The organism is Devosia sp. J20-27 (assembly GCF_055808595.1).
The window spans coordinates 2,807,771-2,833,394 of the sequence record NZ_CM147875.1; the positions used below are offsets into that span (position 1 = coordinate 2,807,771).

At 65.2% G+C, this 25,624-nt stretch carries 21 protein-coding genes, 2 tRNA genes and 1 pseudogene; 12 read left to right on the forward strand and 12 right to left on the reverse strand.

All coding sequences use genetic code 11. The annotated features are described in order from the left end of the window. Positions 1 to 122 precede the first annotated feature (122 nt). Entirely contained in the window at positions 123 to 344 is a 222-nt protein-coding gene (locus AC0L4C_RS13910; protein WP_473400247.1) for a hypothetical protein, read from the reverse strand. Positions 345 to 561: 217 nt separating this feature from the next. Between AC0L4C_RS13910 and AC0L4C_RS13915 the strand changes: the two genes are divergently transcribed. Next, positions 562 to 2,097: a cation:proton antiporter domain-containing protein gene (locus AC0L4C_RS13915; protein ID WP_473400248.1), complete on the forward strand. Its 1,536-nt coding sequence runs from the start codon at positions 562 to 564 to the stop codon at positions 2,095 to 2,097. Here the strand turns inward: AC0L4C_RS13915 and sugE are convergent. From sugE to AC0L4C_RS13950, 7 genes are all read right to left on the reverse strand, one after another. Next, on the reverse strand, positions 2,086 to 2,406 hold the full coding sequence (gene sugE / locus AC0L4C_RS13920) for a quaternary ammonium compound efflux SMR transporter SugE (RefSeq protein WP_473400249.1): 321 nt from the start codon (positions 2,404 to 2,406) through the stop codon (positions 2,086 to 2,088). The genes AC0L4C_RS13915 and sugE overlap by 12 nt on opposite strands. A 123-nt stretch (positions 2,407 to 2,529) precedes the next feature. Next, a complete protein-coding gene (locus tag AC0L4C_RS13925) occupies positions 2,530 to 4,089 on the reverse strand; it encodes a hypothetical protein (RefSeq protein ID WP_473400250.1) in 1,560 nt (519 codons plus the stop codon). Positions 4,090 to 4,228: 139 nt separating this feature from the next. Beyond that, positions 4,229 to 4,304: transfer RNA gene (locus AC0L4C_RS13930), tRNA-Asn, on the reverse strand. A gap of 94 nt (positions 4,305 to 4,398) precedes the next feature. Beyond that, positions 4,399 to 5,013 (reverse strand): molybdenum cofactor guanylyltransferase, encoded by a 615-nt coding sequence (mobA, locus tag AC0L4C_RS13935; RefSeq protein WP_473400251.1) that lies wholly within the window; start codon positions 5,011 to 5,013, stop codon positions 4,399 to 4,401. Continuing rightward, positions 5,010 to 6,257 carry a benzoate/H(+) symporter BenE family transporter gene (locus AC0L4C_RS13940; RefSeq protein ID WP_473400252.1) on the reverse strand — a complete coding sequence of 416 codons (1,248 nt, stop codon included), beginning with the start codon at positions 6,255 to 6,257 and terminating at the stop codon, positions 5,010 to 5,012. Before AC0L4C_RS13940 ends, mobA begins: the two co-directional genes overlap by 4 nt. After that, positions 6,224 to 6,297 (reverse strand) — tRNA-Cys (locus tag AC0L4C_RS13945). The genes AC0L4C_RS13940 and AC0L4C_RS13945 overlap by 34 nt, the downstream gene beginning before the upstream one ends. 131 nt (positions 6,298 to 6,428) lie before the next feature. Next, positions 6,429 to 6,860 (reverse strand): BA14K family protein, encoded by a 432-nt coding sequence (locus tag AC0L4C_RS13950; RefSeq protein WP_473400253.1) that lies wholly within the window; start codon positions 6,858 to 6,860, stop codon positions 6,429 to 6,431. 189 nt (positions 6,861 to 7,049) lie between these two features. On the opposite strand from AC0L4C_RS13950, the gene AC0L4C_RS13955 reads away from it, so the two are divergent. The 5 genes from AC0L4C_RS13955 to AC0L4C_RS13975 all read left to right on the forward strand — a co-directional run bounded on the left by AC0L4C_RS13955 (position 7,050) and on the right by AC0L4C_RS13975 (position 14,212). Further along, positions 7,050 to 7,706 (forward strand): protein-L-isoaspartate O-methyltransferase family protein, encoded by a 657-nt coding sequence (locus AC0L4C_RS13955; protein WP_473400255.1) that lies wholly within the window; start codon positions 7,050 to 7,052, stop codon positions 7,704 to 7,706. A gap of 147 nt (positions 7,707 to 7,853) precedes the next feature. Next, positions 7,854 to 9,218, forward strand: a complete 1,365-nt coding sequence (locus AC0L4C_RS13960) for a TolC family outer membrane protein (protein WP_473400257.1) — start codon at positions 7,854 to 7,856, stop codon at positions 9,216 to 9,218. 264 nt (positions 9,219 to 9,482) lie between these two features. Next, positions 9,483 to 10,244: a PopZ family protein gene (locus AC0L4C_RS13965; protein WP_473400258.1), complete on the forward strand. Its 762-nt coding sequence runs from the start codon at positions 9,483 to 9,485 to the stop codon at positions 10,242 to 10,244. A gap of 125 nt (positions 10,245 to 10,369) precedes the next feature. Beyond that, positions 10,370 to 13,210 carry a valine--tRNA ligase gene (locus AC0L4C_RS13970; protein ID WP_473400259.1) on the forward strand — a complete coding sequence of 947 codons (2,841 nt, stop codon included), beginning with the start codon at positions 10,370 to 10,372 and terminating at the stop codon, positions 13,208 to 13,210. Between the two features lie 3 nt (positions 13,211 to 13,213). After that, a complete protein-coding gene (locus tag AC0L4C_RS13975) occupies positions 13,214 to 14,212 on the forward strand; it encodes a CorA family divalent cation transporter (protein ID WP_473400260.1) in 999 nt (332 codons plus the stop codon). Positions 14,213 to 14,221: 9 nt separating this feature from the next. Here the strand turns inward: AC0L4C_RS13975 and AC0L4C_RS13980 are convergent, their stop codons facing one another. After that, on the reverse strand, positions 14,222 to 14,455 hold the full coding sequence (locus AC0L4C_RS13980; RefSeq protein ID WP_473400261.1) for a hypothetical protein: 234 nt from the start codon (positions 14,453 to 14,455) through the stop codon (positions 14,222 to 14,224). A gap of 43 nt (positions 14,456 to 14,498) precedes the next feature. On the opposite strand from AC0L4C_RS13980, the gene ilvD reads away from it, so the two are divergent. The 3 genes from ilvD to AC0L4C_RS13995 are packed head-to-tail and all read left to right on the forward strand — an operon-like array spanning position 14,499 to position 17,566. Next, positions 14,499 to 16,223, forward strand: coding sequence for a dihydroxy-acid dehydratase (gene ilvD, locus AC0L4C_RS13985; protein WP_473400263.1), 1,725 nt, complete (start codon positions 14,499 to 14,501; stop codon positions 16,221 to 16,223). After that, entirely contained in the window at positions 16,210 to 17,049 is an 840-nt protein-coding gene (locus AC0L4C_RS13990) for a tetratricopeptide repeat protein (protein ID WP_473400264.1), read from the forward strand. Before ilvD ends, AC0L4C_RS13990 begins: the two co-directional genes overlap by 14 nt. A 28-nt stretch (positions 17,050 to 17,077) precedes the next feature. Next, a complete protein-coding gene (locus tag AC0L4C_RS13995; protein ID WP_473400266.1) occupies positions 17,078 to 17,566 on the forward strand; it encodes an NUDIX domain-containing protein in 489 nt (162 codons plus the stop codon). Here AC0L4C_RS13995 and xth read toward each other — a convergent pair whose 3' ends face one another. The 3 genes and pseudogenes from xth to AC0L4C_RS14010 form a co-directional block, all read right to left on the reverse strand. Then, complete coding sequence (xth, locus tag AC0L4C_RS14000; protein WP_473400267.1) at positions 17,567 to 18,346, reverse strand: exodeoxyribonuclease III; 780 nt, start codon at positions 18,344 to 18,346, stop codon at positions 17,567 to 17,569. It abuts the gene before it with no gap. Positions 18,347 to 18,384: 38 nt separating this feature from the next. Then, on the reverse strand, positions 18,385 to 19,485 hold the full coding sequence (locus tag AC0L4C_RS14005) for a serine hydrolase domain-containing protein (RefSeq protein WP_473400268.1): 1,101 nt from the start codon (positions 19,483 to 19,485) through the stop codon (positions 18,385 to 18,387). A 73-nt stretch (positions 19,486 to 19,558) separates the two neighbouring features. Next, positions 19,559 to 19,916, reverse strand: a pseudogene (locus AC0L4C_RS14010) (HesB/IscA family protein). Between the two features lie 49 nt (positions 19,917 to 19,965). Here AC0L4C_RS14010 and AC0L4C_RS14015 point away from each other — a divergent pair. The 3 genes from AC0L4C_RS14015 (at position 19,966) to AC0L4C_RS14025 (ending at position 25,571) form a co-directional block, all read left to right on the forward strand. Further along, positions 19,966 to 21,156 carry a deoxyguanosinetriphosphate triphosphohydrolase gene (locus tag AC0L4C_RS14015; RefSeq protein ID WP_473403524.1) on the forward strand — a complete coding sequence of 397 codons (1,191 nt, stop codon included), beginning with the start codon at positions 19,966 to 19,968 and terminating at the stop codon, positions 21,154 to 21,156. 58 nt (positions 21,157 to 21,214) lie between these two features. Continuing rightward, entirely contained in the window at positions 21,215 to 22,960 is a 1,746-nt protein-coding gene (argS, locus tag AC0L4C_RS14020) for an arginine--tRNA ligase (protein ID WP_473400269.1), read from the forward strand. Positions 22,961 to 23,066: 106 nt separating this feature from the next. Next, positions 23,067 to 25,571, forward strand: coding sequence for an SPOR domain-containing protein (locus AC0L4C_RS14025; RefSeq protein WP_473400270.1), 2,505 nt, complete (start codon positions 23,067 to 23,069; stop codon positions 25,569 to 25,571). Positions 25,572 to 25,624 lie beyond the last annotated feature (53 nt).

The following is a 25,624-nucleotide window of genomic DNA, read 5'->3' on the forward strand; positions in this document are numbered from 1 at the left end:
TGAGTGAAGCATAGGCCGATTACTTAAGTCGTGGCAGTTGCCGGTTGGTCGCGCGACAGGTTGACGCTGCAGGTGACTGCAGGTGTCGGAGTATAGAGCTGCAGCGGCGGGAGGGCAGGCCGCTACAGCTTGTCCTTGATCAGCACACCAATGGCGATGCCGACGAGCAGGGCGCAGCCGGCAACCGGCAAGGGCCAGCCATAGGCGAGCAGGGTGACCAGCAGGCCGGCCACACTGACGGGCAGCAGGTAGAAGCGAAACAGGTTGCGCGGCGGCTTGCGCACGCGGCGCACCTGGTCAGGACCAAGCTCGAGGACGATGGGGTCGGTATGGGCGTCAGTCATGGCTTGATGTTTCGGAGCGCAATGCGGGGAAGTTGTGGCGAGGCGGCTCTACAATGACAATCGGCATCGGGGAGGCTAACGTTGCTCGAGAGCCTAGCCCGACCAAGCGATTCCGAGGAAACCGCAGCTTGAGATCAGTCACGCAGCCGCCGAAGTCATCTGTCTGCCGTCATAGCCGGCGCACCGCCTCAACTCGGCTTTTCGGGCTTCGGCACTGATGGACGGCGTGCATGCTGCATTTCCGCTGGTTCAGGTGGCGGCAATTATCGTGATCGCGGTTCTGGCAGGCCTGGGGCTGCGGCACCTGAAACAGCCGCCTCTGGTTGGCTATATCCTGGCCGGCGTGATCCTCGGCCCCACGGGCGTCGGGCTGATCGGCGACAGCGAGGGCGTGTCGGCCCTCGCCGAGATGGGCGTGCTGGTGCTGCTGTTCTTTATCGGCACGGAGCTGTCGCTGAAGGCCTTCGTGGCCACGCTGCGACCGGCGCTGACGGTGGCAGCCGGGCAGCTCGTCGCGGCCATGATGATTGCGGCGCTCATCATGCTGGCGACCGGATCGACCCTGGCGGAAGGCGTGGTGCTCGGGTTCATCCTGGCGCTGTCGAGCACCGTGGTGGCCATGAAAATGCTCGACGAGATGGGTGCCTTGCGGCGCACGCCGGGCCGGATCGCGGTGGGCGTGCTGATCGCGCAGGATATCGCGGTGGTGCCGATGCTGATCCTGGTGTCGTCGCTGGGCGACGGGGGGACGCTCGACCCCGTTCAACTGGTGCTCAAGATCGCCGTGGCCGTGGGGCTGCTGGTGATGCTGCTCTGGTGGCTGGGACGCACCACCAAGGTCAAGGTGCCGTTCGACAAGCAGATCGGCGACGATGTCGAGTTGCTGGCCCTAAGTGCGCTGGCGCTGTGTTTCGGAGCGGCAGCGATTTCCGGCGTGCTGGGGTTGTCACCGGCCTATGGGGCGTTCGTGGTCGGGCTGGTGATCGGCAATTCGACGCTGCGCAACCGGGTCATTCCGGTGATCGAGCCAATCCAGAGCGTGCTGATTGTGGTGTTCTTCCTCTCCATCGGCCTCTTGATCGACCTCGACTTCGTCTGGGCAAACCTGGCGATGGTGGCCGCTTCGGCGGTGCTGGTGATCATCGCCAAGACGGTGCTCAACGTGCTGCTGCTGCGCGGCGCCGGGTTCGACCGCGAGACGGCGCTGATCGGCGGCCTCTCCATGGCCCAGATCGGCGAATTCTCGTTCGTGCTGGCGGCGGCCGGGCTGGCGGCCGGGGCGATGGGCAGCGACATCTATCGCCTGTCGATTGCGGTGACGGCGATTACGCTGCTGATCTCGCCGGCCTGGGTGTCGCTGATGCACCGGCTGGAACAGTTCCGGCTGGGCGACTACGCGTCCTATCGTGACGCGCTGTCGACTGCCTATGCCGATGAAATCGGCAATGTGCGCAAGGGCCTCTGGTGGGTGCGGGTGCGCTACCGGGCGTGGCGTGCGGCGCAACAGGCGCGGAACGCGGCGCAGACCGAACTTGGCGACATGCCCAATCTCCCGCCGGACAGTGCCCCGCCGCAGCCGCCGGCCGACGATCTGCCGGACGACATTGTCGCGGAGACGTCAGAGCCCCCGGAGCTGTCAGAGGTGCCGGCCGTGCCGGAGCCAGCCTCCAACGGTCCGGCCGCTCCGGAAAAGAAGCCGGCCCGGAAGCGGCCGGCGGCGCGCAAGCCATCGCCGGGCGCTTCAGGTCGCTGACGACACCTGCATCAGCACAAGGCCGGCCACGATCAGCACGGCCGCAAGGATGCGTGTGAGGCTGGCCGGCTCGCCGAGCACGGCGATCCCGACGATGAACGCCCCGACGGCGCCGATACCGGTCCAGATGGTATAGGCGGTTCCCAGTGGCAGGGTCCGCATGGCGATGGAGAGCAGTCCAAAGCTGCCGATCATGGCGACAAGGGTGACGACGCTGGGCAGCAGGCGAGAGAAGCCGTGCGACTGCTTCATGGCAAAGGCCCAGACAATTTCGAGTAGGCCGGCAACGACAAGATAGATCCAGGACATGCTGATCTCCTGATGGAAATCGGGCCGTCCCGCATGTTGCCCAGAGGTGGGGCAGGTCGTCCTGCGTGGCTCTGGATACAGGAAGTCTGGCGGGGCACAAGCCCGGTCCCGCTCACAAAGTGGCTATTGACGGTACATGCCGGCAGCGGCCCGGAGGGCCGTAATGTGGTCAGCGGGGCGGTCCCAGGCGTCGCTGGTTTCAGCCCAGTAGAGGCTGTGGGTGAAAAAGCGCGAGTTGAAGGGGCCGTGCCGGATCTCGACCTGCCGGTCGAGGATGGCGTCGCCAAATCGCTCGACGCCGGATACCGGACCGCCGATCGGGTCCCCAAACAGGAACAGCAGCGGATCGAAATCGTCGTAGATGTTGGTCCAGCGGACGGCGCTGAACACCGCGGCATGATGGGCGACCCGGTGTCCGGTCTCGTCAGTGTAGATGGCGAGGTGCCGGTCATTGTAGGGCTGGGGCGGGGCGGTGGGCAGGACCCGCTGCTTCTTCATGCGATCGAAGTCGGCTTCGCTTTCGGTCAGCAGGAACTGGGCGCTCGAGAGCGGCGAACCGAGCGCCACGAAGTCGCTGACCTTCCAGCCGGCTGGGGTTGCGGGACGATCATCCGTTGCGGAGCGGGCAGCTTGCTGGCGGAGCGCGTTGAAAGCCTGCCATTGCATGGCCTGATAGGTGGCGACGCTCTCGGCCGTCCACGCGCCCGGCGTCTGGTCCGCAGCAAAGCGGTCGACGGCCTGCAGGGCATCGGCAGCGGCTGGGGAAGGCGGATTGTCCTTGGTCGGGCCGACGGTGCGCCACAGGATATGCAGCAGGTCATAGGCCAGCACAGATCCAAGCGAGTGCCCGATGACCACGACGCGGTCATATTTGGGATCGTCATGCAGGGCCTGCAGCAGTTGCAGGCCGCGGTTGCGCACCACCTGACGGCTTTGCACCGTCTCGGTATGCGCGCTGAGATAGCTGGCAGCGTCACCAAAGAACGGCAGCAGGAAGTGCGTCGCGAGGTAAAAGAGGATCAGGATGGCGATGGCGGCCCAGGCCGCCGGGTTCTCGGAGTAAATGCCGATCACCGCAGCGGCGGTGATCGCGAGGCTCAGCGGTGCTGGAACACGTCCCAGTACGGCGAGGCGCCGCGAAAATTTCGGCAGCAGCAGGACGAGGAGCGCCAGCATGGCTGTCGAGATCCAGGGCAGGGCCCGGCGTTCCGCCAATGGCCCGTACCAGTCGCCGTTCAGCAGTGATGGCACAGCCAGCGCCAGCATCAGGGACAGCAGAATGACCACCAGCGACATGACCCAGAACAGCGTCCACGGCCAGCGCATGCGCGCGGGGACCTCGGCGGGGTCGATCCAGAGCAGGCGGCGCATCCAGCGGATCAGATTGCGCCAGGGTGAGTCGTTGAGCAGGTCGGCGTAGTAGAGTTCGAAGAAATCGGTGCGGCGGCCACGATGTTCGGGCGTGGTGAAGCGTTGCAACTCGAACAGGCCGCCCTTGTCGTCGGGGACAATCCAGGCGTCGCGGCCTTCGCCGGCAATCTCCTCTAGCGGCCCCAGTTCGGGATTGTGTCGCCACAGCACCTCGACGAAGTCGCGGATGGCGCCCATCGGGCGATGTGCGCCCTGGCCATGGACGACGACCACGGCCTGGCGGCGGATCGGTGCGCCACCGTTCGCCGTCATCTCTGGTTCTTCGGCAGATGCCTGCAACGCTACAGTTCCCCGTCAGCCGAAAGCTGGTGCTTTCCGGAGCATAGACCAAGCATGGCCATATGCACCCCGTGAAGGGTGGTGCGCCAACTCATTTCTCTGGGAAAATGAATGGCTCCGCGAGTAGGACTCGAACCTACGACCCAGCGGTTAACAGCCGCTTGCTCTACCAACTGAGCTATCGCGGAACACGATAGCCTCTCGACGAGGCAGCGCCCGTTTAGCGGGTTGAGTTTGGTTTGCCAAGCCCGAATTTGTCCGAGACCGCAGCTTGTTGGTTTCTCAGGTGTCGCGGGCGCGGCGCTGCAGGGCGAAGAGGTCGTCCGGAGTATTGGCATTGGCGAACGGATCGCCGCCGGCATGGGGCGGGAAGGGGACCTCGCCTGCGCCAAGGCTGTGCGCCAGGCGCTTGAGGCTGTGCGGGGCGGTGCCGGCGCGCACGGCGGCGGGAAGGGTGGCCACGGCGTCGAATCGCCAGACCGAGCTGGTGGGGTAGGGCTGACCGGCATGGGTGGCGATGGCGGCCGGGGCGGCGCCAAGGCCGGCGCGGAGGCGCTGCAGGTAGTCGGGCGGCAGGAAGGGCGTATCCACGGCGGCCAGAATCAGCTGATCGGGTGGACTTTGCTGCGCCGCGGCCCAAGCCACGGCAGCAGCGAGGCCAGCCAACGGTCCGCCATAGGTCGAGTCGAGGTCGGCCAGCGCGATCTGGCCGGGCAATGGAACGAGACCGGTCGGCACAGCGGGACCGTGTGACAGCAATTTGGTGTCGGCACCCTCAAGGACGGCGGCGACGCGGTGCAGCAGAGGGATGTCGCCGACCAGCAGGTTGGCCTTGATGACGCCGCCCATGCGCTCGCCACGGCCGCCAGCCAGGATGACGGCGACCGTGCCGCTCATTGTCTCGATTTCCAGCGGAGCAGCAGCAGAAGGGCAATGCCGGCAACGAGGCCCCAGAAGGCGGCGCCGACGCCGAGGATGGTGATGCCCGAGGCGGCCGTGACGAAGGTCAGGATCGCCGGCAGGCGATCGTCCTCGCTGGCCAGCGCATTGCCGAGTGCGCCGCTGAGGCTGGAGAGCAAAGCGAGTCCGGCGACCGCCTGGATCAGAATGGGTGGCGAAGCCGAAATGAAGGCGGCGGCGACACCGGCCAGCAGGCCGAGGACGAGGTAGACGACGCCCGCCGCCACGGGGGCGACCCAGCGGCGGGCGGGATCGGCATGGGCTTCGGGACCGGCGGTAATGGCGGCGGTAATGGCCGCCAGGTTGACGGCATGGCCGCCGAACAGCGCCGTCACGGCACTGGCGAGACCGGTTATGACGAAGAGCGGCGCAGGCACGACGGGATAGCCGTTGGCCTTCATGACCGCGATGCCCGGCAGGTTCTGCGAGGCCATGGTGATGACAAACAGCGGCACGGCAATGCGGACAAAGCCATCGACGGTGAACACAGGCGGCACCAGTTCGAGGCCGGGCATGCCGCTGTCGAGGGCGCCGGGCGGCAGATTGGTGGTCAGCGCCAGAACGATGATGGTCACGAGCACGGCGAAGGGCACGGCGTAGCGGCGGAAAAAGACAACGCCGAGCGCCCAGGCGAGGACGATGGGCAAAGCCAGGGCCGGCTCGGCCTCGACGGCCTTCAACGGGGCGAGACAGAGGGTGAGCAGAATGCCGGCCAGCATGGCATTGGCGATGCTGGACGGGATGGCGGACACGGCCCGGGCGAAGGGTTTCCAGATGCCGGCGAGGATGACCAGCACCGCGGCCATCAGGAAGCCGCCCGTGGCGACGCCAAAGCCGCCGTCGAGGGCGCCAAGCGACAACAGAAACGCCGCGCCGGGCGTCGACCAGGCAAAGCTCAGCGGTGTGCGGGCGCGCCACGCAATGACGATGTTGAGCAGGGCCGCGGCAAGCGACAGGGCGAAGAGGCCGGAGGCAGCCTGCGCCGGACTGGCGCCGATGGCCGCAAAGCCGGCGAGCAGCAGGGCAAAGCTGCTGGCATAGCCGACGAGCGCGGCAAGGACCCCGGCGAACACTGGCTGCAACGCATCCACCCGACTGGTGTTGGCGCTGTGCTGGTCCATGATCCCTGCATCGATATGGAAGAAGTTGGAGGCCACGTCCGGAATCGAACCGGAATACACGGATTTGCAATCCGCTGCGTAACCACTCCGCCACGTGGCCTCAACGACGGGGGGTCTTATGGCAGATGAAGTGTTTCTGCAAGCTTACTGCCGTGGAACCCGCCGCAAAAAAAGCAGGGCCCCACAATACGCGGGGCCCTGCCTGTCTCGCCTGGGTCGCCAGTCCAGAGATCAACGCCAGTAGGGTGAAACACACTCCCGGCGCGGCCCGTTGTAGGGCTGGAAGGTGTTGTCCGAAGCCCGGTAGGAGCGGTAGTGGTCCTCGCACCAGCGGACATGCGACGAGGACGAGTGGTAGCCACGATCCCCGCGCGTGCCAAAGCTGAAGGAGAAGGCGGCCTGCGGGAACCAGAAGCCGTTGTAGAACCGGAAGCCGGGCCGGCGGTCGCGATAGCCGCGGTGGCCGTTGTAGTAGTACGAGTTCCCGCGACGCTGGAAGTGGTCGCGGCCGCGGTCGTAGCTGTTGCCGGTGCCAAAGCTGAAGCTGAACTGGGCATTCTGGATCTGAGCCGTATTGTTCCAGGATGCCGCCTGCGCGGGCAGCGCGCTTACGGCAAGGGCGAGCACTGCTGCGGTGCAGGCCGATACAAAGAGGTTTTTCATTGGAAGCGTCCTTGTTGTCGTTTCTTTCCGCCAGGAAAGGAAACGCAGCCGGATAAAGTTCGATCCAGGGCTCCATTAAATGTTGGTAACGTTGGCAAGCGGAGGCAGCTGGCAGGTCGCAGTGGCTTGAACGAGGGGCGTAGCGGGCGTAAGGGACGAGCAACAAATGAGTGCCAGGGGTGGTAGAGAATGGTCGACTTCGAACGTGCGCGCAAAGCCATGGTGGACAACCAGTTGCGGACCAGCAACGTCACCGACCGGCGCGTGCTGACTGCCATGCTGACGGTGCCGCGCGAGGCTTACGTCCCTGCCGACCGGCAGGCGCTCGCCTATATCGACGAGGCGCATGAGCTTGGACACGGCCGCGCGCTGCCGGCTCCCGCGCCATTTGCCAAGCTGGTGCAACTGGCCGACATCCAGGCGACCGATGCCGTGCTCGACGTGGGCGTGGGGACGGGTTACTCGGTCGCCGTGCTGGCCGAACTGGCGCACGAAGTGGTGGGCGTCGAGAGCGATGAAACCCTCGCCGCGCAGGCCCGGAAGACGCTGGCGGACGCCAATGTCGATAATGCCGAGATCGTCGTCGGCCATTTCGACGCGCTGGCACCGGGGAGCCGGAACTTCGACGTCATCATCCTGGAAGGCGCCGTCGACGATGTGCCGCCATCGCTGTTCAACCTGCTGGCCGACGGCGGACGCCTGGCGGCGCTGATCCGGCGTGGCCCGGCAGCGGTCGCGCATCTCTTCGTCAAGAGCGGTGACAGCGTCAATTCCCGCGCCGAGTTCAATGCCAGCCTGCCGCCGCTGGTGGCGGCGACGGAAAAGACCGAGGCGTTTGTATTCTGACTGTCCGTAACTGACTGCAGCACTGCGAGTGTTGCGGTGCAATCACGGTGGCGCCGAATTTGTACATGAAAACGTCGCACGCCTTGTCCATTCATATTGTTAACCCCATTTGCCCGGCTTAGGGTCCGTGGGTCGGAGGTTGTGACTATGAAGTTTTCGGGGGCGTTGCGCGCTAGCGCACTGGCGTTGGTCCTGGCTGCGGTGCCGTTGACGGCTCAGGCCGAGACATTGAGGCAGGCCCTCGAGTCCGCTTATTCGAACAATCCCAACATCATGTCGGCGCTGCTGAGCGTGAAGGCTTCGGCCGAGAGTATCGCTCAGGCCAAATCGGCCAAGCTGCCGCGGCTGGATTTCAATTCCACCCTGGGCACGTCGATTGCAGTCACCAAGGGCACATCGATAGTGTCGGATCCGGCGCTGAAGCTCAGCCTGGGCTACTCGCAGAACCTCTTCGACAACTTCAAGACAGAAGCGAATATCGAAGGCGCCCGGGCGTTGACCGAGGTGTCCAAGTATACGCTGAGCAACGAAGTCCAGAACGTGCTGCTGTCGGCCGTGCAGGCCTACATGAACGTGGTCCGCGACCAGCGGCTGGTGCAGTTGCGGCAGGACAACGTGGCGTTCTTCCAGGCGCAGGTGGACAGTTCCGACAACCGGCTGCGGCTGGGCGAGGGCACCAAGATCGACGTGTCGCAGGCGCAGACGCGGCTTGCTGCCGCACTGGCATCCTACAAGTCTGCGCAGGCGTCACTGCAGACCAGCGAGGCCAGCTACGAGCGCTGGATCGGTCACAAGCCCAGAAACCTCTCCACTGATTTCAAGTTCGGCGGCGTGCTGCCCAAGTCGATCGAAGACGCGACGATGTCGGCGGACGAGAACCATCCGGCCATTCTGTCGGCGCGTGCGGCCATCCGCGCGGCACAGGCCAGCACCGACGCGGCACAGGCCGCGTTCGGCCCGTCGCTGGGGCTGTCGGCTTCGGTCTGCGGCTATGGCTGCTTTGCTGCCGATCCGCTGCAGGGCGGCTTTACAGGCAGCGTCGGGCTTTCGCTGTCGGTGCCGATCTACCATGGCGGCAATCTCGGGGCGACCGTCCGCAAGGCCAACATCAACCAGATCAAGAGCGAAGTGGATGCGCTGTCGGCCCGCGACCAGGTGCGGGAAGCAGTGATTTCGTCGTGGAGCACGCTGCAGAACGCCACCGCCCAGATCGAGTCGGCCAATTCGGCCGTGGCCTCGGGGCAGCTGGTGGTCGAAGGGACCGTGCAGGAGCGCGATGTCGGGCAGAGAACGACGCTGGACGTGCTGAACGCCCAGGCCGAACTGACCTCGGCGCGCGAGGGCCTGATTTCGGCGACGACGAGCAAGGTCATCGCGTCATTCGCGCTGGTGGCGGCCGCCGGCCGTCTGACGCCCGGCGAGCTTGGCCTCAATGTCGAAGTCAAATCGGCTGACGGCTATATCGCCACCGTCGAGGACGTCTGGCAGGAACTGCGCGCCATCGACGAGTAAGCTGACGGTTACGCAATTGTGACGAGGCGCTGGCCAAGGCCGGCGCCTTTTGCGTGTCCGGCAGGCCTCACGGGCCGATGAGGCCACAAAGTTCTGGGGAAGAGGGCTTTGAGGGCAGGCGACCGGTTCGCAATGGCGGCCGTCTCGGCTTACAGTGATCACTGACGAATCAGCTGTTTAGCCCTGCAAGGTGATCGCAGCCTTGACCGTCGCGGCAGAAGATGTGAGGCCTTTATGAACAAGCCGGCGCCCAAAGAGCCCTCGATGGACGAAATCTTGTCGTCCATTCGGCAGATTATTGCCGATGACGATGCGGCCGGGACGCCGAAGAAGCCAGCCGGCCTGGGGACGTCTCCACTGGTGGCGCCGTCGCCGCCGGTCCGCCCCGCGCTGACGCCCCGTCCGCCAGTTGCCGTCGAGCCGGAGCCCGATCCCGAACCGCTGGCGCTCTCGGCTGAGCAGATCGTGACCGAGGACGACGAGGAGGAGGCGCCGGGCGCACTCAGCTTCGACCAGATCATGGGTGGCGCTGCGGCCGAGGCGGCTGACACGCCTGCCATGGGTCGCGCCGAGCTGATCGATCCGGATGACGTGTCGTTCGAGAGCGAGCCGGAGCCGGAACGCGAAGAGGATCCGATGGCGATGTTCTCTGTCGGGATGGATGACGAGCCGGAAGCGCCTGCTGAGGTCGCGGTGCCGGAGCCGGAGATGCCGCCACCGCAGGCCGCAGCACGCCCGGCTCCCAGACCGCAGCCCACGGCCGCACAGGCCGCGCCCATGCCGGATCCGACGCTGTCGAGCGACATGGCAGACGAGTTGCTCGATACGACGACGCAGTCGGCCGTCAAGAGCACGCTTTCGCGTCTCAATGGCATGTCGATGATCGGTTCGGGCGTCACGCTCGAGGCGATGATGCGCGAAATGCTGCGGCCAATGCTCAAGGAATGGCTCGACGAGAACCTGCCGTCGGTCGTCGAACGCATGGTCGAGCGCGAAATCTCCCGGATCTCGCGCGGCGGAGAGTAGGCGCTGGCCGCGACGTGGCCGTTGACTTTGGGTCTGCGCCTTTGCTTTAGACCATTACCGAATTCTGGAAGGCCCGACCGGCACCGCAGGGTGTCGCGCGACGGGCCATTGCTGCTGGACAGATCATGCTCGAGAAAACCTACGAACCCGCCGCGGTGGAAGATCGCATCTACCAGAGCTGGCAGGACGCCAAGGCGTTCGTCGCCGGTGCAGGCGCCAAGCCGGGGGCGGAGACGTTTTCGATCGTCATTCCACCGCCTAATGTGACCGGTTCGCTGCACGTCGGGCACGCGCTCAACAATACGATCCAGGACATCCTGATCCGCTTCGAGCGCATGCGCGGCAAGGATGTGCTGTGGCAGCCGGGCACGGACCATGCCGGCATCGCCACGCAGATGATCGTCGAACGCAAGCTGATGGAGCAGCAACTCCCCAGCCGACGCGAAATGGGACGTGAGGAATTCCTGCGTCGGGTGTGGGAATGGAAGGCCGAAAGCGGCGGCACCATCCTCAACCAGCTCAAGCGTCTCGGCGCCTCGGCCGACTGGTCGCGCGAACGCTTCACCATGGATGAGGGCCTCAGCGAGGCCGTGCGCAAGGTGTTCATCACGCTCTACGAGAAGGGCCTGATCTATCGCGCCAAGCGGCTGGTGAACTGGCATCCAGGGCTCGAGACGGCCATCTCGGACCTCGAGGTCGAGAACATCGAGACCGACGGCAAGATGTGGCACCTGAAATACCCGATCGAAGGGTCCGACGAAAGCATCGTGGTGGCCACGACGCGACCCGAGACGATGCTCGGCGACGCGGCGGTTGCCGTGCACCCGGATGACGAGCGCTACAAGGGCCTGATCGGGAAATATGTCATCCTGCCGCTGGTGGGCCGGCGCATCCCCATCGTGGGGGATGAGTATGCCGATCCCGAGTTGGGGTCGGGCGCGGTCAAGATCACACCGGCACATGACTTCAACGACTTCGAGGTGGGGGTGCGCCATCACCTCAAGCCGATCAACATCCTGACCACGAATGGTCGGATCAACGGCATTGCGCCCAAGGAATACCGCGGGCTCGACCGCTTCGAGGCGCGCGACCGGATCGTTGCCGATCTCGACGCCATGGGCGTGCTGGTCTGGGTCGAAGAAAAAAAGATCATGGTGCCCTATGACGAGAAGAGCAAACAGATCGTCATCGAGCCGTATCTGACCGACCAATGGTTCGTGAAGGCCGAAGTGCTGGCCGAGCCCGCGCTGGCATCGGTGCGCGAGGGCCGCACCAAGTTCGTGCCGAAGGCCTACGAGAATACGTTCTTTGCCTGGATGGAGAACATCAAGCCGTGGTGCATTTCGCGCCAGCTGTGGTGGGGCCACCAGATTCCGGCGTGGTACGGCCCGCGGGTCAATACCGACCCCGATTTCGGCAAGCTCGATGCCGGTCCCAAATGCTTCGTCGCGGCGAGCGAGGACGAGGTCAAGGATCTGGCACGCGCCTACTATGGCAAGGCCGTGGAAATCCACGACAGCGGGCTGACCTCCACCGCTTACCAGCAGCTCTTTGTCGGCTTTGAAGCGGCGCAGCGCGACCGTCTGGATGCCGCCAAGTGGGCGCAGCTCAAGCAGAACGACCCGTTTGCCGAGCTGCGCGACAGCAAGGTGCCCCTGCATCGCGACGAAGACGTGCTCGACACCTGGTTCTCGTCGGCGCTGTGGCCGTTCTCGACCATGGGCTGGCCTGGCGATACGCCGGAGCTAAAGAAATACTACCCCACCGACGTGCTGGTCACCGGCTTCGACATCATCTTCTTCTGGGTGGCCCGGATGATGATGATGGGACTGGAGTTCACCGGCACCGAGCCGTTCCATACGGTCTACATGCATGCGCTCGTTCGTGACGAGAGCGGGCAGAAGATGAGCAAGACCAAGGGCAACGTCATCGACCCGCTGGTGCTGATCGACGACTACGGCGCCGACGCGACGCGCTTCACGCTGGCGGCCATGGCGGCACAGGGTCGCGACATGCGGCTGGCGATCACCCGGGTCGAGGGTTACCGCAACTTCGTCACCAAGCTCTGGAATGCCGCGCGCTTCATGGAAATGAATGCCTGCCAGCGCGTCGCCGGATTTGACCCGAGAGCTGCCCAGCTGCCGGTCAACCGCTGGATCGTCGGCTCGACATCGCGCGCGGTGGCGGCAGTGACCCGCCAGCTCGAGGACTACAAGTTCAACGAAGCGGCCAATGCGGCCTATGACTTTGTCTGGGGCACGTTCTGCGACTGGTACCTGGAACTGGCCAAGCCGGTGCTGCAGGGTGAGGACGAGGCGGCGAAGGCCGAAACGCAGGCGACCGCGGCCCATGTGCTCGACGATATCCTCAAGCTGCTGCATCCGTTCATGCCGTTCGTCACCGAGGAGCTGTGGGCCGAGACCGGCAAGATCGGCCCGGCGCGCGAAAACCTGCTGATCGTCTCGGACTGGCCGGTCGGCGGGTTCGAGGATGCGGCGGCCGACGCCGAACTCAGCTGGCTGATCGAAGTCGTTTCGGCCATCCGGTCGGTGCGCACCGAGATGAACGTGCCGGCAGGCGCGAAGATTCCGCTGATGATCATCGGGGCCGGCGCCGATACCGGTACGCGCGTCGAAAGCCAGTTGCAGACGCTGATGCGGCTCGCCCGGCTCGACAGCGTCGACTACGGCACCGATGCGCCCAAGGGATCGGCGCAGATTATCGTCGGCGAGGCGACCTTCGCCCTGCCGCTGGCGGGGGTCATCGACATTTCGGCTGAGCAGGCCCGGCTCACCAAGGAAATCGGCAAGGAAGCCAGCGAGATCGAAAAGATCGACCGCAAGCTGGGCAACGAGCAATTCGTCGCCAAGGCCCCGGCCGAGGTTATCGAAGAGCAGCGGCAGCGCCGGCAGGACGCGGTCGACCGGCAGGAGCGGCTGGGCGCCGCCCTCAAGCGCCTGAGCTAGGCCATGGCCACCCAGCCGGCGAGCAACGCGCGTCCGCCGGTGACGGACTGGATGACCGTGGTCGTGTTCGACGGCCGGGGCGGAGTGCGGGAGCTGTCGGAGACCGAAGAGGCTGATTTCACGGTGCCGGCGCGTGGCTATGCACTGGTAGCGGGCAATCTGCGCGCCCCAGAATTCAAGGTCTGGCTGCGCAAGGAGATCGGCGACTTCAATGCCGAACTGCTGATCGTGCCGAGTACGCGGACGCGCTGCACGGTGCTCGACGACCGCGCCATGGTGGTGCTGCGGGTGGCGCGGCCCGGCGCCGAACCGGAAGATGTCGGCCGGCAGTTGCTCAGCCTGATGATCGAAAAGGGCAGGGTGATCGTCGCATCCGAGCTCAACATCATCGACCTGCTCGGACTGAGCCAGTGGCAACAAACGCATCATGCGCCGCAATCGCCGGCGGACCTGGTGGCCCGGCTGGCGCTGCGGGCGGCCGATCGCCTCGAACCGCTGATCGAACGCATGGGCGACAATCTCGACAGCGTCGAGGAAGTGCTGATGATCGGCAGGCGGGAGAATGTGGGCGGGCGGCTGGCCCGGCTGCGGCGCACCCTGATTCAGTTGAGGCGTCTCGTATCGCCGCAGCGCGACGTGCTCAATACACTTGAAATCGAAGAGCTTTCCTTCCTCTCCACGCGCGACCGGGCGCGACTGCGGGAGGCCTCGGCACGCACGGCCCGGCTGGGTGACGAGTTGCAAAGCCTCTCCGAGCGCGCCGTGCTGGTGCACGAGCAGATTCTCGACACCCGCGCCGAGCAGATGAACCACACCATGCTGGTGCTGGCAGCCGTCACGGTGGTGTTCATGCCCTTGACGGTGATCAGCGGCATCCTGGGGATGAACGTGTCCGGCATTCCGTTCCAGGAGGGCCCATGGGGCTTCTGGCTAGTGACAGCGGGCCTTGTCGGTCTGGCCGTCGGACTGGTGCTGTGGATGCGACGGCGGAAGTGGCTCTAGCCTCGCCGATCACATGCTCGTGTTGTTTTTGCCACACCGCCATTGAATCCGGCTTGCCTTGCCCGGGATCAACCATTTGCTGACGACCATCGCCACAATCTCACCTGAAACGGGGACGAGGACGGGTGTCATCGGGCGGGAGAGTTCAGCAGACAGTGGGTCAAATGGCCGGCTGCCGAACGAAAACTGTGCTCTCTGCCCTTGTGCCTTGACCGGTGCGCCGACAATAAGAACGCTTCTCATCTGAGCGTCATAGATAGCGCGATCCGGCAAGGGGAACGGGAATATGGATAGCAATTACGTCGACAAGTCGCGGCTTCCGAGCCGCCATGTGACCGAAGGGCCGGAGCGCGCGCCGCACCGCTCGTATCTTTATGCAATGGGTCTCACCGACGTACAAATTCACCAGCCGCTGGTCGGCGTGGCGACGGCCTGGAACGAGGCGGCGCCCTGCAACATCTCGCTGCAGCGCCAGGCGCAGGCCGTCAAGAAGGGCGTTGCCGCAGCGCGTGGCACGCCGCGCGAATTCACCACGATCACCGTCACCGACGGCATCGCCATGGGCCATGCCGGCATGAAGTCTTCGCTGGCATCGCGCGACGTCATTGCCGACTCAGTCGAACTGACGATGCGCGGCCACTCCTATGATGCGCTGGTGGCCATGGCTGGTTGCGACAAGTCGCTGCCGGGCATGATGATGGCGATGATCCGCCTCAATGTGCCGTCGGTGTTCATCTATGGCGGTTCCATCCTGCCTGGCCGCTTCCGCGGCCGCGACGTGGTGGTGCAGGACCTGTTCGAGGCTGTCGGCCTGCATTCCGTGGGAAAGATGGATGACGAGACGCTCGACGAGCTCGAGCGCGTCGCCTGTCCGTCGGCCGGATCCTGCGGTGGCCAGTACACGGCCAATACCATGGCAATGGTCGCCGAGGCGATCGGCCTGGCGCTGCCCTACAGCTGTGGGGCTCCGGCGCCCTACGAAATCCGCGACGCGTTCTGCTCGGCTTCGGGCGAACAGGTCATGGAACTGCTCAAGCAGAACCTGCGGCCGCGCGACATCGTCACCCGTCGGGCATTCGAGAATGCGGCGATGGTTGTGGCCGCGACCGGCGGCTCGACCAATGCGGCGCTGCATCTGCCTGCCATGGCGCACGAGGCCGGTATCGATTTCGATCTCTTCGACGTCGGCGAGATCTTCAAGAAGACGCCCTATATCGGCGACCTGAAGCCGGGCGGGAAGTATGTCGCCAAGGACATGTTCGAAGCCGGCGGCATTCCGCTGGTGATGAAGGCGCTGCTGGATGGCGGCTATCTGCACGGCGACTGCATGACGGTGACCGGCAAGACGATTGCCGAAAACCTCGAGAAGGTGAAGTGGAACGAGAACCAGGACGTCATCCGTCCGACCTCGAACCCGATATCGCCGACGGGCGGCGTGGTGTCGCTGCGTGGCAATCTCGCGCCAGATGGCGCCATCGTGAAGGTGGCGGGCCTCAAGAACCTGCGCTTTGTCGGTCCGGCGCGCGTCTTCGACAACGAGGAAGCCTGCTTCGAGGTCGTCAACAAGCGTGAGTACAAGGAAGGCGAAGTGCTTGTCATCCGCTACGAGGGCCCCAAAGGTGGTCCGGGTATGCGCGAGATGCTGTCGACGACGGCGGCGATCTACGGCCAGGGCATGGGCGACAAGGTCGCGCTCATCACCGATGGCCGGTTCTCGGGTGCAACGCGCGGCTTCTGCATCGGCCATGTCGGGCCGGAGGCTGCCGTATGCGGGCCGATCGCGCTGGTCGAGGACGGCGATATCATAACGCTGGATGCCACGACCGGAGAGATCTCGGTCAACGTCACCGAAGAAGAATTTGCCAAGCGCAAGACGCGCTGGGCGCCGCGCGAGACCGAATATGGCTCGGGCGCAATCTGGAAATATGCCCAGCTGGTAGGGGCAGCGCGTTACGGCGCGCTGACCAATCCCGGCGCCAAGGGCGAAAAGGAGCAGTATGCGGACATTTAGGGCCATCACCCTGAACTCCGTCGCGGCGGGGCTGGCGATCGCTTGGGCGATCGCGGCCCAGCCGCTCGCGGCGCAGGAGGCGATCGTGAATGCGGCCGCCCCTGCCCAGACGGCGGTCGACGCCGCACTGAACATGGCCAATATTCTCGATGGTGCCGGTGGTGGCATCTCCAGCTCCGATCTGATGTCGGTGCTGGAAGAGGCGGCCGCGCAGGGCCAGCCGACGGCGCTCTGGCAGCTTGGCCTGATGTACGAGAACGGCGAGGGCGTGCAGCAGGACAGGGTCCGGGCCTTCGGCTACTTCAACAAGATTGCCGCCGAACATGCCGATGCGGCACCCAAGGGCGTCGATTCCGACATTGTGGCGCAGTCCTTCGTCAAGGTCGGCGAGTATTATCGCGACGGCCTGCCGGAGGCCGGGCTCAAGCCCAACCGCACGGAATACGAGCGGCGCGTGCAGCACGCGGCCACCTATTTCGGCAATGCCGATGCACAGTATCTGCTGGGCGAACTCTATACCGATGACCAGGCCCTCGGCGATATCCCGAAGCTCTCCTATCGCTGGCTGACCATGGCCGCCCGCAAGGGCCAGGCGCAGGCGCAGGCACGGCTGGGCGACATGGTCTTTAATGGCGAAGGCGTCGCCGCCAACCCGGAAGAGGGCCTGATGTGGCTCACCGTGGCCAGCCGCCGCGTCGCCGGGACGATTGACGAAGCATGGGTCAACGAACTGCTGCAAAATGCGATGTCGGTCGCCACGCCGGAGCAGCGCACCAAGGGCATCGAGCTGGCCGACACACTCGGTCCGAGGTTTGGCGGCCTTTGAGACGCCTGGTCCGGGTAGTCCTGGGCGCATGACCGATTTCTCGGAAAGCTGGCTGGGGCAGATGCGCCAGCTGATCGGCAGCCGGCTGGTGCTGATGCCGGGTACGCGCGTGGTCATCGAGCGCGATGACGGTACGATTCTGCTCGATCACCGCGCCGACTTCCGCATCTGGGCGCTGCCCGGTGGCGCCGCCGAGGTTGGCGAGGCACTTGAAGACACGATCGTCCGGGAAGTCGCCGAGGAGTGTGGCCTTGTGCTGCATGCGGTAACGCCGTTCGGCTTTGCCAGCGACCCCAGGAGCGAAACGACAACGTTCCCGAACGGCGATGTCACCCAGAATTTCTCGCTGATGTTCACGACGCGACATTTCGCGGGTACGCCGGTGCCGCTCGACGGGGAATCCATCGGTTACCAATGGTGCGATCCTCGGGCTTTGCCGGAGATGGTGCCGAACCACCGGCGCAGTGTCGAAGCCTGGCTGCGCTGGAAGCACAGCGGCGAGTTCCAGCTGATCTAGCTAGAAGGTGAATTCGCCTTCGACCGGGACATGGTCGCTCGGGCTGTCGAGGCCGCGGACGTCGCGGTGCACGGTGACATCCTCGAGGCGGTCGGCGGCCTGCGGCGAGAGCAGCAGGTGATCGATGCGGATGCCGGCATCACGGCGCCAGGCACCGGCCTGGAAGTCCCAGAACGTATAGCTGGGCTCGTCGGTGACGGCACGCACGCCATCGGTGAGGCCAAGATTGGTCAGCGCCCGCCATTTAGCCAGGCTTTCTGGACGGTAGAGAGCATCGCCCCACCAGTTCTCGGCATTCTTGGCGTCGATAGCGGCGGGTATGATGTTGAAGTCGCCCAGCAGGATGAAGGGTTCCTCGAGCTTCAATCGCTCCTCGACGAAGGCGATCAGGCGGTCCATCCAGCGCAACTTGTAGGGAAACTTCTCGCTGTCGACCGGATTGCCGTTGGGCAGATAGATGCAGCAGACGCGAATGGCGCCGCCCTCGACCGAGAAGACGCCCTCGATCAGGCGGGACTGTTCATCGGTGTCGTCCCCGGGCAGACCACGGGTGACTTCGTCGAAGCGGATTTTGGAGAGGATGGCGACGCCGTTCCAGCTCTTCTGGCCAAAGGTCTCGACATTGTAGCCAAGCGCCTCGATTTCGGCGCGCGGGAATCCCTCGTCGATCGACTTGATCTCCTGCAGGCAGACGATGTCCGGGTCTTCCTGCTTGAGCCAGTTGAGCAACAGCCCGAGTCGGGCCTTGATTCCGTTGATGTTCCAGGTGGCAATGCGCATGGTGCCGACCCTAGCCGGGGCAGCGCCATGCAGCAATATCAGCCATAGACCGCATCACGGATATCTTCGCGGAAGGGGCCGTTGCAGCCTTCCGGCGCGGTATTGGTGCAGACGAGGACGGTGAGGCGATTGGTGGGGTCGATGATCCAGTTGTGGCCCCAGGCGCCGCCCCAGTCGAGCGTGCCCACGGGGCAGGGGCTTCTCGCCGCTGCCGGATCGTCGATCATGGCGCCGATGAGGGTGAAACGCTTGCCGGCGTCGCTGTCGCGGCGCGGCAGATCGCCGATCTGGTTGGTGAAGGCTTCGGCAACGGTGGCAGGCTTCAGGAAGTTGCTGTTGCCGTTGTAGACTTCCAGCATCTTCATGACGTCGTCGGCGGTGCCGCAGGAGCCACCGCCGCCCGACTGCGGGGCGTCGGCGCGGAAGATGCGATCGACGTGGAAATTGGTGCCCTGCAGATTGTCCTCGGTAATGCGGGCCGGCGGGACGACCGGAGCGGCGGGCGGATTGCCGTTGGCGTAGTTCGCGGTGACGCGGGTGGCATCGGTCGGGGTGAAGCGCCAATCGACCATGCCCAGTGGGCCGGCGACATATTTCTGCACGGCTGCCTCAAGCGTCGATCCGTTGATCGCGGCGACAACGCCGCCGAGGACGTCGATGCTGGTGCCATAGGCCCAGCCGGTGCCGGGAGCAAAGAGGAGAGGCGCCTTGGCCAGACGGCGCAGATTTTCTTCCAGAGAGATGAAGGGGCCCGACATGCCCGGCGACACGTCGGCCGGCACGGTATCGTAGGAGAGGCCGGAGGAGTGGCTGAAGAGCTGGCGAAGCGTGATGGGCCGGACGGTACCGTCCGGGCTCGCCGGCGTGAAATAGGGCAGGTACTCGGTGACCGGATCGTCGAGCTTGAGCAGTCCCTCTTCCATCATCCGGAGCGCCGCGGTGGCGACGATGGGCTTGGTTACCGAGGCCAGGCGCCAGATAGCGTCACGCTCGAGTTTGCGGTTCGTATCGCGGTCGGCAAGGCCGGCCGTACGGGCGTAGACCTCTTTGCCATCCTTGTTGACCAGAATGACGCAGCCGACGATGCGATTGACCAGCGCAGCGTCGATTGCTGCGTCTACACGTTCCTTGAGACCCATGAAGCTCCCCCTCGTTGCAGTCGAGGCTAGAGCGCAATGCCTTGAAACTCAATAAGACTTGTGAATCGATCGATCAGGACGCGACGGCAAAGCTGGTGCCGCAGCCACAGCCGGCGACCGCATTGGGATTGCGGATTTCGAAGGACTGGCCGATCAGGTCGTCGACATAATCGATCTCCGAGCCGCCCATGAATTCCAGAACTCAGGGCATCGATCAGCACCGTCGCCTCATCCTTGGACAGCACCAGATCATCGGCGGCAGGGGTTTCCTTGACCAGCTTGTATTCGTACTGGAAGCCCGAGCAGCCACCACCAGAAACCTGGATGCGCAGCACGGTGCCGGCGCCTTGCTTGGCCAGCACCTTGGCGATGCGGCGGGCGGCACGGTCTGTCAAAACGACATCTTTTGGTGCTAGAGCAGCTTCGGTCATAAGGGGCCTTTCTTCGCGACGGGAAAAGCGGCGCGATCCGGTAAATCTAATATCGTCGAGTGACGATGAAAAGGGTCTAGGTTCGGAAATGGGCGAACAGGCGATTTATGCCTCCGATCCTGCGCAAAGCCGCGGGCGGCTTCATGGCACTTCGCAGAGCCCGACACGCTCGGAATATCAACGGGATAGAGACCGGATCATCCACTCTACGGCGTTCCGGCGGCTGCAATACAAGACCCAGGTATTTCTCCACCACGAGGGGCAGCATTTCCGCACCCGGCTGACGCATACGCTCGAAGTGAGCCAGATGGCGCGGTCGCTGGCGCGGGCGCTGCGGCTCAACGAAGACCTGGCAGAGGCTGTCGCGCTGGCCCATGACCTCGGGCACACACCTTTTGGCCACGCAGGTGAACGCATTCTGGACGACAGAATGGCGCCGTTCGGGGGCTTCGACCACAACATGCAGGCGCTCCGTGTGCTGACCATGCTGGAGAACCGCTACGCCGAACATGACGGGCTCAACCTCACCTGGGAAGCGCTCGAGGGCATCCTGAAGCATAACGGGCCGGTTACCGATCCGGCGGGGCTGGCAGAGCTGCCGACGCCGGGCGATCTGGAGCCGTCGACGCATGCCAGCCTCGAAGCGCAGGCGGCGGCGATCGCCGACGACATTGCCTACAACGCACATGACATCGACGACGCGCTGCGGGCCGGGCTGATCACGCTGGACGAACTGCGCGAGGTGCCGCTGGTGGGGCCGCTGGTGCAGGAGGTGGAGGTGCGCTGGCCGCAAATCGAGCCCAATCGCAAGGCGCACGAAGTGCAGCGCCGACTGATCACCAGGGCCATCGAGGATGTCATTGCGACGACCGAGGCCGGGCTGGCCGAGGCGAGACCACAGACTGTCACCGACGTCCGGCGGGCCGGGCGAACCTTCGTGCGGTTCTCGGACCAGCTGGCGGCAGACGAGAAGCGGCTCAAGGCCTTCCTCATGCATCGGGTCTATCGCCACGAGGTGGTGATGGCGCCGGTACGGGACAGCCAGCAGGTGGTTGCGGACCTGTTCGATGCCTATCTGGCCGACGGCGCCATGCCGGGACACTGGGCCGAGGCCTACCGAAGCGCCCCGGACCGGACGGCGCAGGCCCGCATCGTCTGTGACTTTGTCGCGGGCATGACCGACCCCTACGCCATGGAGCAGCACGCGGCGCTGTTTGACGGAAATGGCCGTATAGGCTAGGGCGACGTCGGCTTTTCATCGGTGCCTGTGGCGCCGGGTTGTTGGAAGAAACAGATCAATGGACGTCTTCGCCATCTTTGCCGGCCGGGTTTCGGCCGCCCTCACGTCGCTCTATCCCGAAGTGACCGAGGAGGCGCTGGCCCGCCTGGTGGTGGAGCCGCCGCGCGACCTGGCGCATGGCGACCTGTCGAGCAATGCGGCGATGGTGGTGGCCAAGCCGTTGGGCAAGAACCCGCGCGAGATCGCGACGGCGTTGGCCGGTGCGTTCAAGGACGATCCGGATGTGGCGTCGGTCGAGGTGGCGGGCCCGGGATTCCTCAATTTCCGGCTGGCCGGACCAATCTGGTACGCCGTGCTGCGCTCGATCGCCGAGCAGGGTGGCGACTATGGCCGCTCGAATGTCGGCAAGGGCGAGCGGGTCAATATCGAGTATGTCTCGGCCAACCCGACCGGGCCGATGCATGTCGGCCACACGCGCGGCGCCGTTTTCGGCGACACGCTGGCCGCGCTGATGGAATATTCCGGTTACGATGTGACGCGCGAGTACTACCTCAACGACGCCGGCAGCCAGATCGATACGCTGGCCCGGTCGACGCTGCTGCGCTACCGCGAGGCGCTGGGCGAAAGCATCGAGATACCGCCCGGATTCTACCCGGGTGACTATCTGGTGCCGGTCGGCGCAGCGCTGGCCGCGGAGTTCGGCGATAGCCTCAAGAACAGGCCCGAGACCGAGGTGCTGCCGCTGGTCAAGGAGCGGGTGCTGGTGGCGATGCTGGCGCTGATCAAGGCAGATCTGGGCAAGCTCAATATCCATCACGACGTGTTCTTTTCGGAGCGGACGCTGCACGGACAGGGCAAGGAGATCGACACCACGCTCGACTGGCTGCGCAGTGAGGGCATGGTCTACCAGGGCCGGCTGGAGCCGCCCAAGGGCAAGACGCCGGACGAATGGGAAGATCGCGAGCAGACGCTGTTCCGCGCCACCGATTATGGCGACGACGTCGACCGGCCGCTGATCAAGTCGGATGGCAGCTATACCTATTTTGCCGCCGACATTGCCTATCATCGCGACAAGTACCTGCGCGGTTTCAAGCACATGATCAATGTGCTGGGCGCCGATCACTCGGGTTATGTGTCGCGGCTGAAGGCTGCGGTGAAGGCTGTGTCGCAGGGCGAAGCCGACATGGACGTCAAGATCTGCCAGCTGGTGCGGCTGATGAAGAACGGCGAGCCGTTCAAGATGAGCAAGCGCTCGGGCGATCTGGTGACGCTGGCCGATGTGGTCGAGGAGGTCGGGGCCGACGCTGTGCGGTTCATGCTGACCTATCGTCGCAACGATGCGGCGATGGATTTCGACTTCGCTCTGGTCAAGGAGCAGACCCGGGACAATCCGGTGTTCTATGTGCAGTACGCGCATGCCCGGGCCTGCTCGGTGTTCCGCAATGCCGAAAAGGAGATGCCGGGGCTGGATCAGTCCGCTACGGCGCTCAGGGATGCCGAGATCGAATTGCTCAGTTCGCCGGCCGAGGCGGAGCTGATCCGGGTGCTGGCACAGTGGCCGCGGACCGTGGCGCAGGCGGCGGTTTCGCACGAGCCGCACCGGGTCGCATTCTATCTTTATGAGGTGGCCGCCGCGTTCCACGGCTTCTGGGCAAAGGGCAAGGAAGATGTTGGCTTACGCTTTGTTAACGTCGACAATCCAAAACTGACAATTGCTCGACTCGCACTGGTAGGGGCAGTGCGTCAGGTTCTCGTCAACGGGTTGGGAATACTGGGGGTATCGGCGCCAGCCGAGCTTTCATAATTCCGGCGCATTGGTGTGATGTCTGGCCCGCTACGCTCGGCGGGGGTCGTGCGGGGACCGCTTAAATAGAGGGCGCTGCACGCTTGTGACAGCGATACCGCAACCGATGTCTGACAGCCAGGAAAAGTCCGACGACCTGATTGCCGAACTGGCCAAGCTCATGGCCAGCAACGCGCAGAGCGGCGAACCAGAGGCCAAGCCCGCCCTGAAAATGACGCCGCTCAGCCAGGCGGCGACGGCCCCGGGTCCAATCCGTATCCCCGGAATGGCGCAGCCGAGTGCGCCGACGACGCCGGCGCCTGCCGCTGCACCTGCCCCGGCAGCGAGCGCAGCGCCGGCCGAGAGCAAGCCCGCAGTATCCCCCATTCGCATTCCCGGCATGAGCCAGGCAGCGCCGCAGCCGCAGGTCGACCGGCCGGCGCCTTCGGCTCCGACAGGTTCGTCGCCGGCAAGTTCCTCGCCGGCAGGTCCCGCACAGACAGCCTCCACACAGTCAGGTCCCGCGCAGTCAGGTCCCGCGCCGGTCAAATCTGCCGGGTCGCAGTTCGATTTCGGCAAGCCGCCCGGCGTGGCGCCGGTGTCGACCGAGCCGATGAGCAACTGGCAGAGTCGTGAGGCTCCCAAGCCGGCCCCGCAGCCGCAGAACGAGCCACTGCTGAGCGTGCCGCTGAAATCCGCGCCAGCCGAACCAAGAGCAACGGACGAGCATTCGGCGGATTCTCCACCGGTTCAGCCCCAGACCCGGCCGGAGCCGGCGCCTGCTGCGCCAGCGGAACGTCCGGCAGCACCGGTACATGCGCCGATTCCGACCCCCGCCGCGCATTCGACCACGCCCAACAACGCGCCAGCGGGCGACAGCTTCGATTTCGACTTCGGCTTTGGCAGCGATGCGGAGCAGGCCGAGCGACACGAGCCCGAGCAGAGCCAACCGTCGCCTCAGCCGCGGCCAGAGGCGCCTGCACATGATCCGATCGCCGACCTGATCACCGCCGAACTCGACGGCGACGAGTCGTCCGACACGGTAGAGTACGAGGATGTGAAGCCGGAAGAGCCGGCCAAGCCGGCCGCGCCGACACCTGCTGTCGCGCCACCGATCCGCACCTATTCCAGTCCGCAGCAGGCGCCCGTGCTGGTGGCCAAGCCCGCCGGGACGCGACCGGCGGCTGCGCCGGCAGCCAATCCGGCCCCGGGCGCGACGCCACGCAAGGAGGGCGAGCGCTTTGCGGTTGCCCCCGTGTTCGGGCTGGGCAGCAAGCTGGCCGCCCCGCAGCCGGCAGCACGTCGCGAGCCCGATCCGATGGACGAGATCGAGAGCCTGATCGGCGAGGCCGTGCGCGTCGAACTGACGCCCAGCGAGAAGGCGCCGACCGTTACCCCGGCCGCGCCGCCGCCGCAGAGCAAGGCGACCCCTGTGGTGCCGCCGCTCAATACGGCGTTTGCGCCGCGCCGCACGCAGATCAAGGACCGCGAGCCGCAGGTGCAGTCGGCCGAAGACGCCATCATGGCTGCCGCGGCGGCTACCGGCGCCAATGTCGACCATCTGGAGGCGGAGGACCGCCGCCCGGTCAAGCGGATGAAGGTGAAGCCACCCAAGTCGCGCCGGGCATCGAGCGGGTCGCGTCAGCTGATCGGTCTGGCCGTTGCCGGCACGTTGCTGCTGGCGGCAGGGCTTGGTCTCTACTGGGTGCTCGGCATGGGCCGGAGCGACCCGGGTTCGGCACCGGTGCTCACGGCAGATGGCGAGTCGGCCAAGCAGCCGGCGCCGGTAACAACCACTGCGGAAACGGCGGAGCCGGCAAGTTCGGGGCTGTTCGACCAGTTGCAGGGCACGGTCGATCCGGACCCGGCCGAAACGCTGGTATCGCGTGATGAAACGGCCGGTGCGACGCCGACAGAGGTAACCCGCGTTGTGGGCGAAGTTGCTCCCGAGGATACCGAGGGCGGACTGGCCAACCGCAAGGTGCGGACCGTGACGGTGCGGCCGGATGGCACGATCGTGCCGGGTGACGAAGCCGTTGCCGGCAACGAAGTGCTGCCGGTGGATCGGCCGACTGTCCCTGATCTGCCCGGTGGCGATGCAGAGCCTTCCGCCTTGCTGGCCGATACGCAGACGGCATCGATCGAGCCGGACGCCATTGCGGCAGCGATCACCGGTGAGACGCCGGTGACGGCAGAGGTTGATCCGAACGTTTCGGCCCTGGTGGCCAATACGCCGCGCACCGTGGATCCGACGATTACCGCACCGGTGCCGATGCCCCGGCCGACCGACCGCAGTGCCATGGTCGGTGGCGGCAACCAGCCGGTCGAGCTGACCCCGCTGGCGGCTGCGCCGCAGGTGCAGACATCGTCGAGCTCGGATGGCAATGCTGCGGCCTATGTGCAGCTGTCGTCGCAGCGCAGCGAGGGCGATGCCCAGGCGGCCCTGCGGAATGCGCAGTCGCGCTATGGCAGCCTGATGCAGGGCAACAGCCTCGAAATCCAGCGGGCCGATCTGGGACAGAAGGGCATCTACTATCGCGTCCGTCTGCCGGCATCGTCGCTGCAGGAAGCAACCTCGATCTGCGCATCGATCAAGGCGAATGGCGGCGACTGCTTCGCCACCGGCAGCTGACGCCGTCAACTTGACGCTGACAGGGCGAGGGGCCAAGGTCCCTCGCGACAACT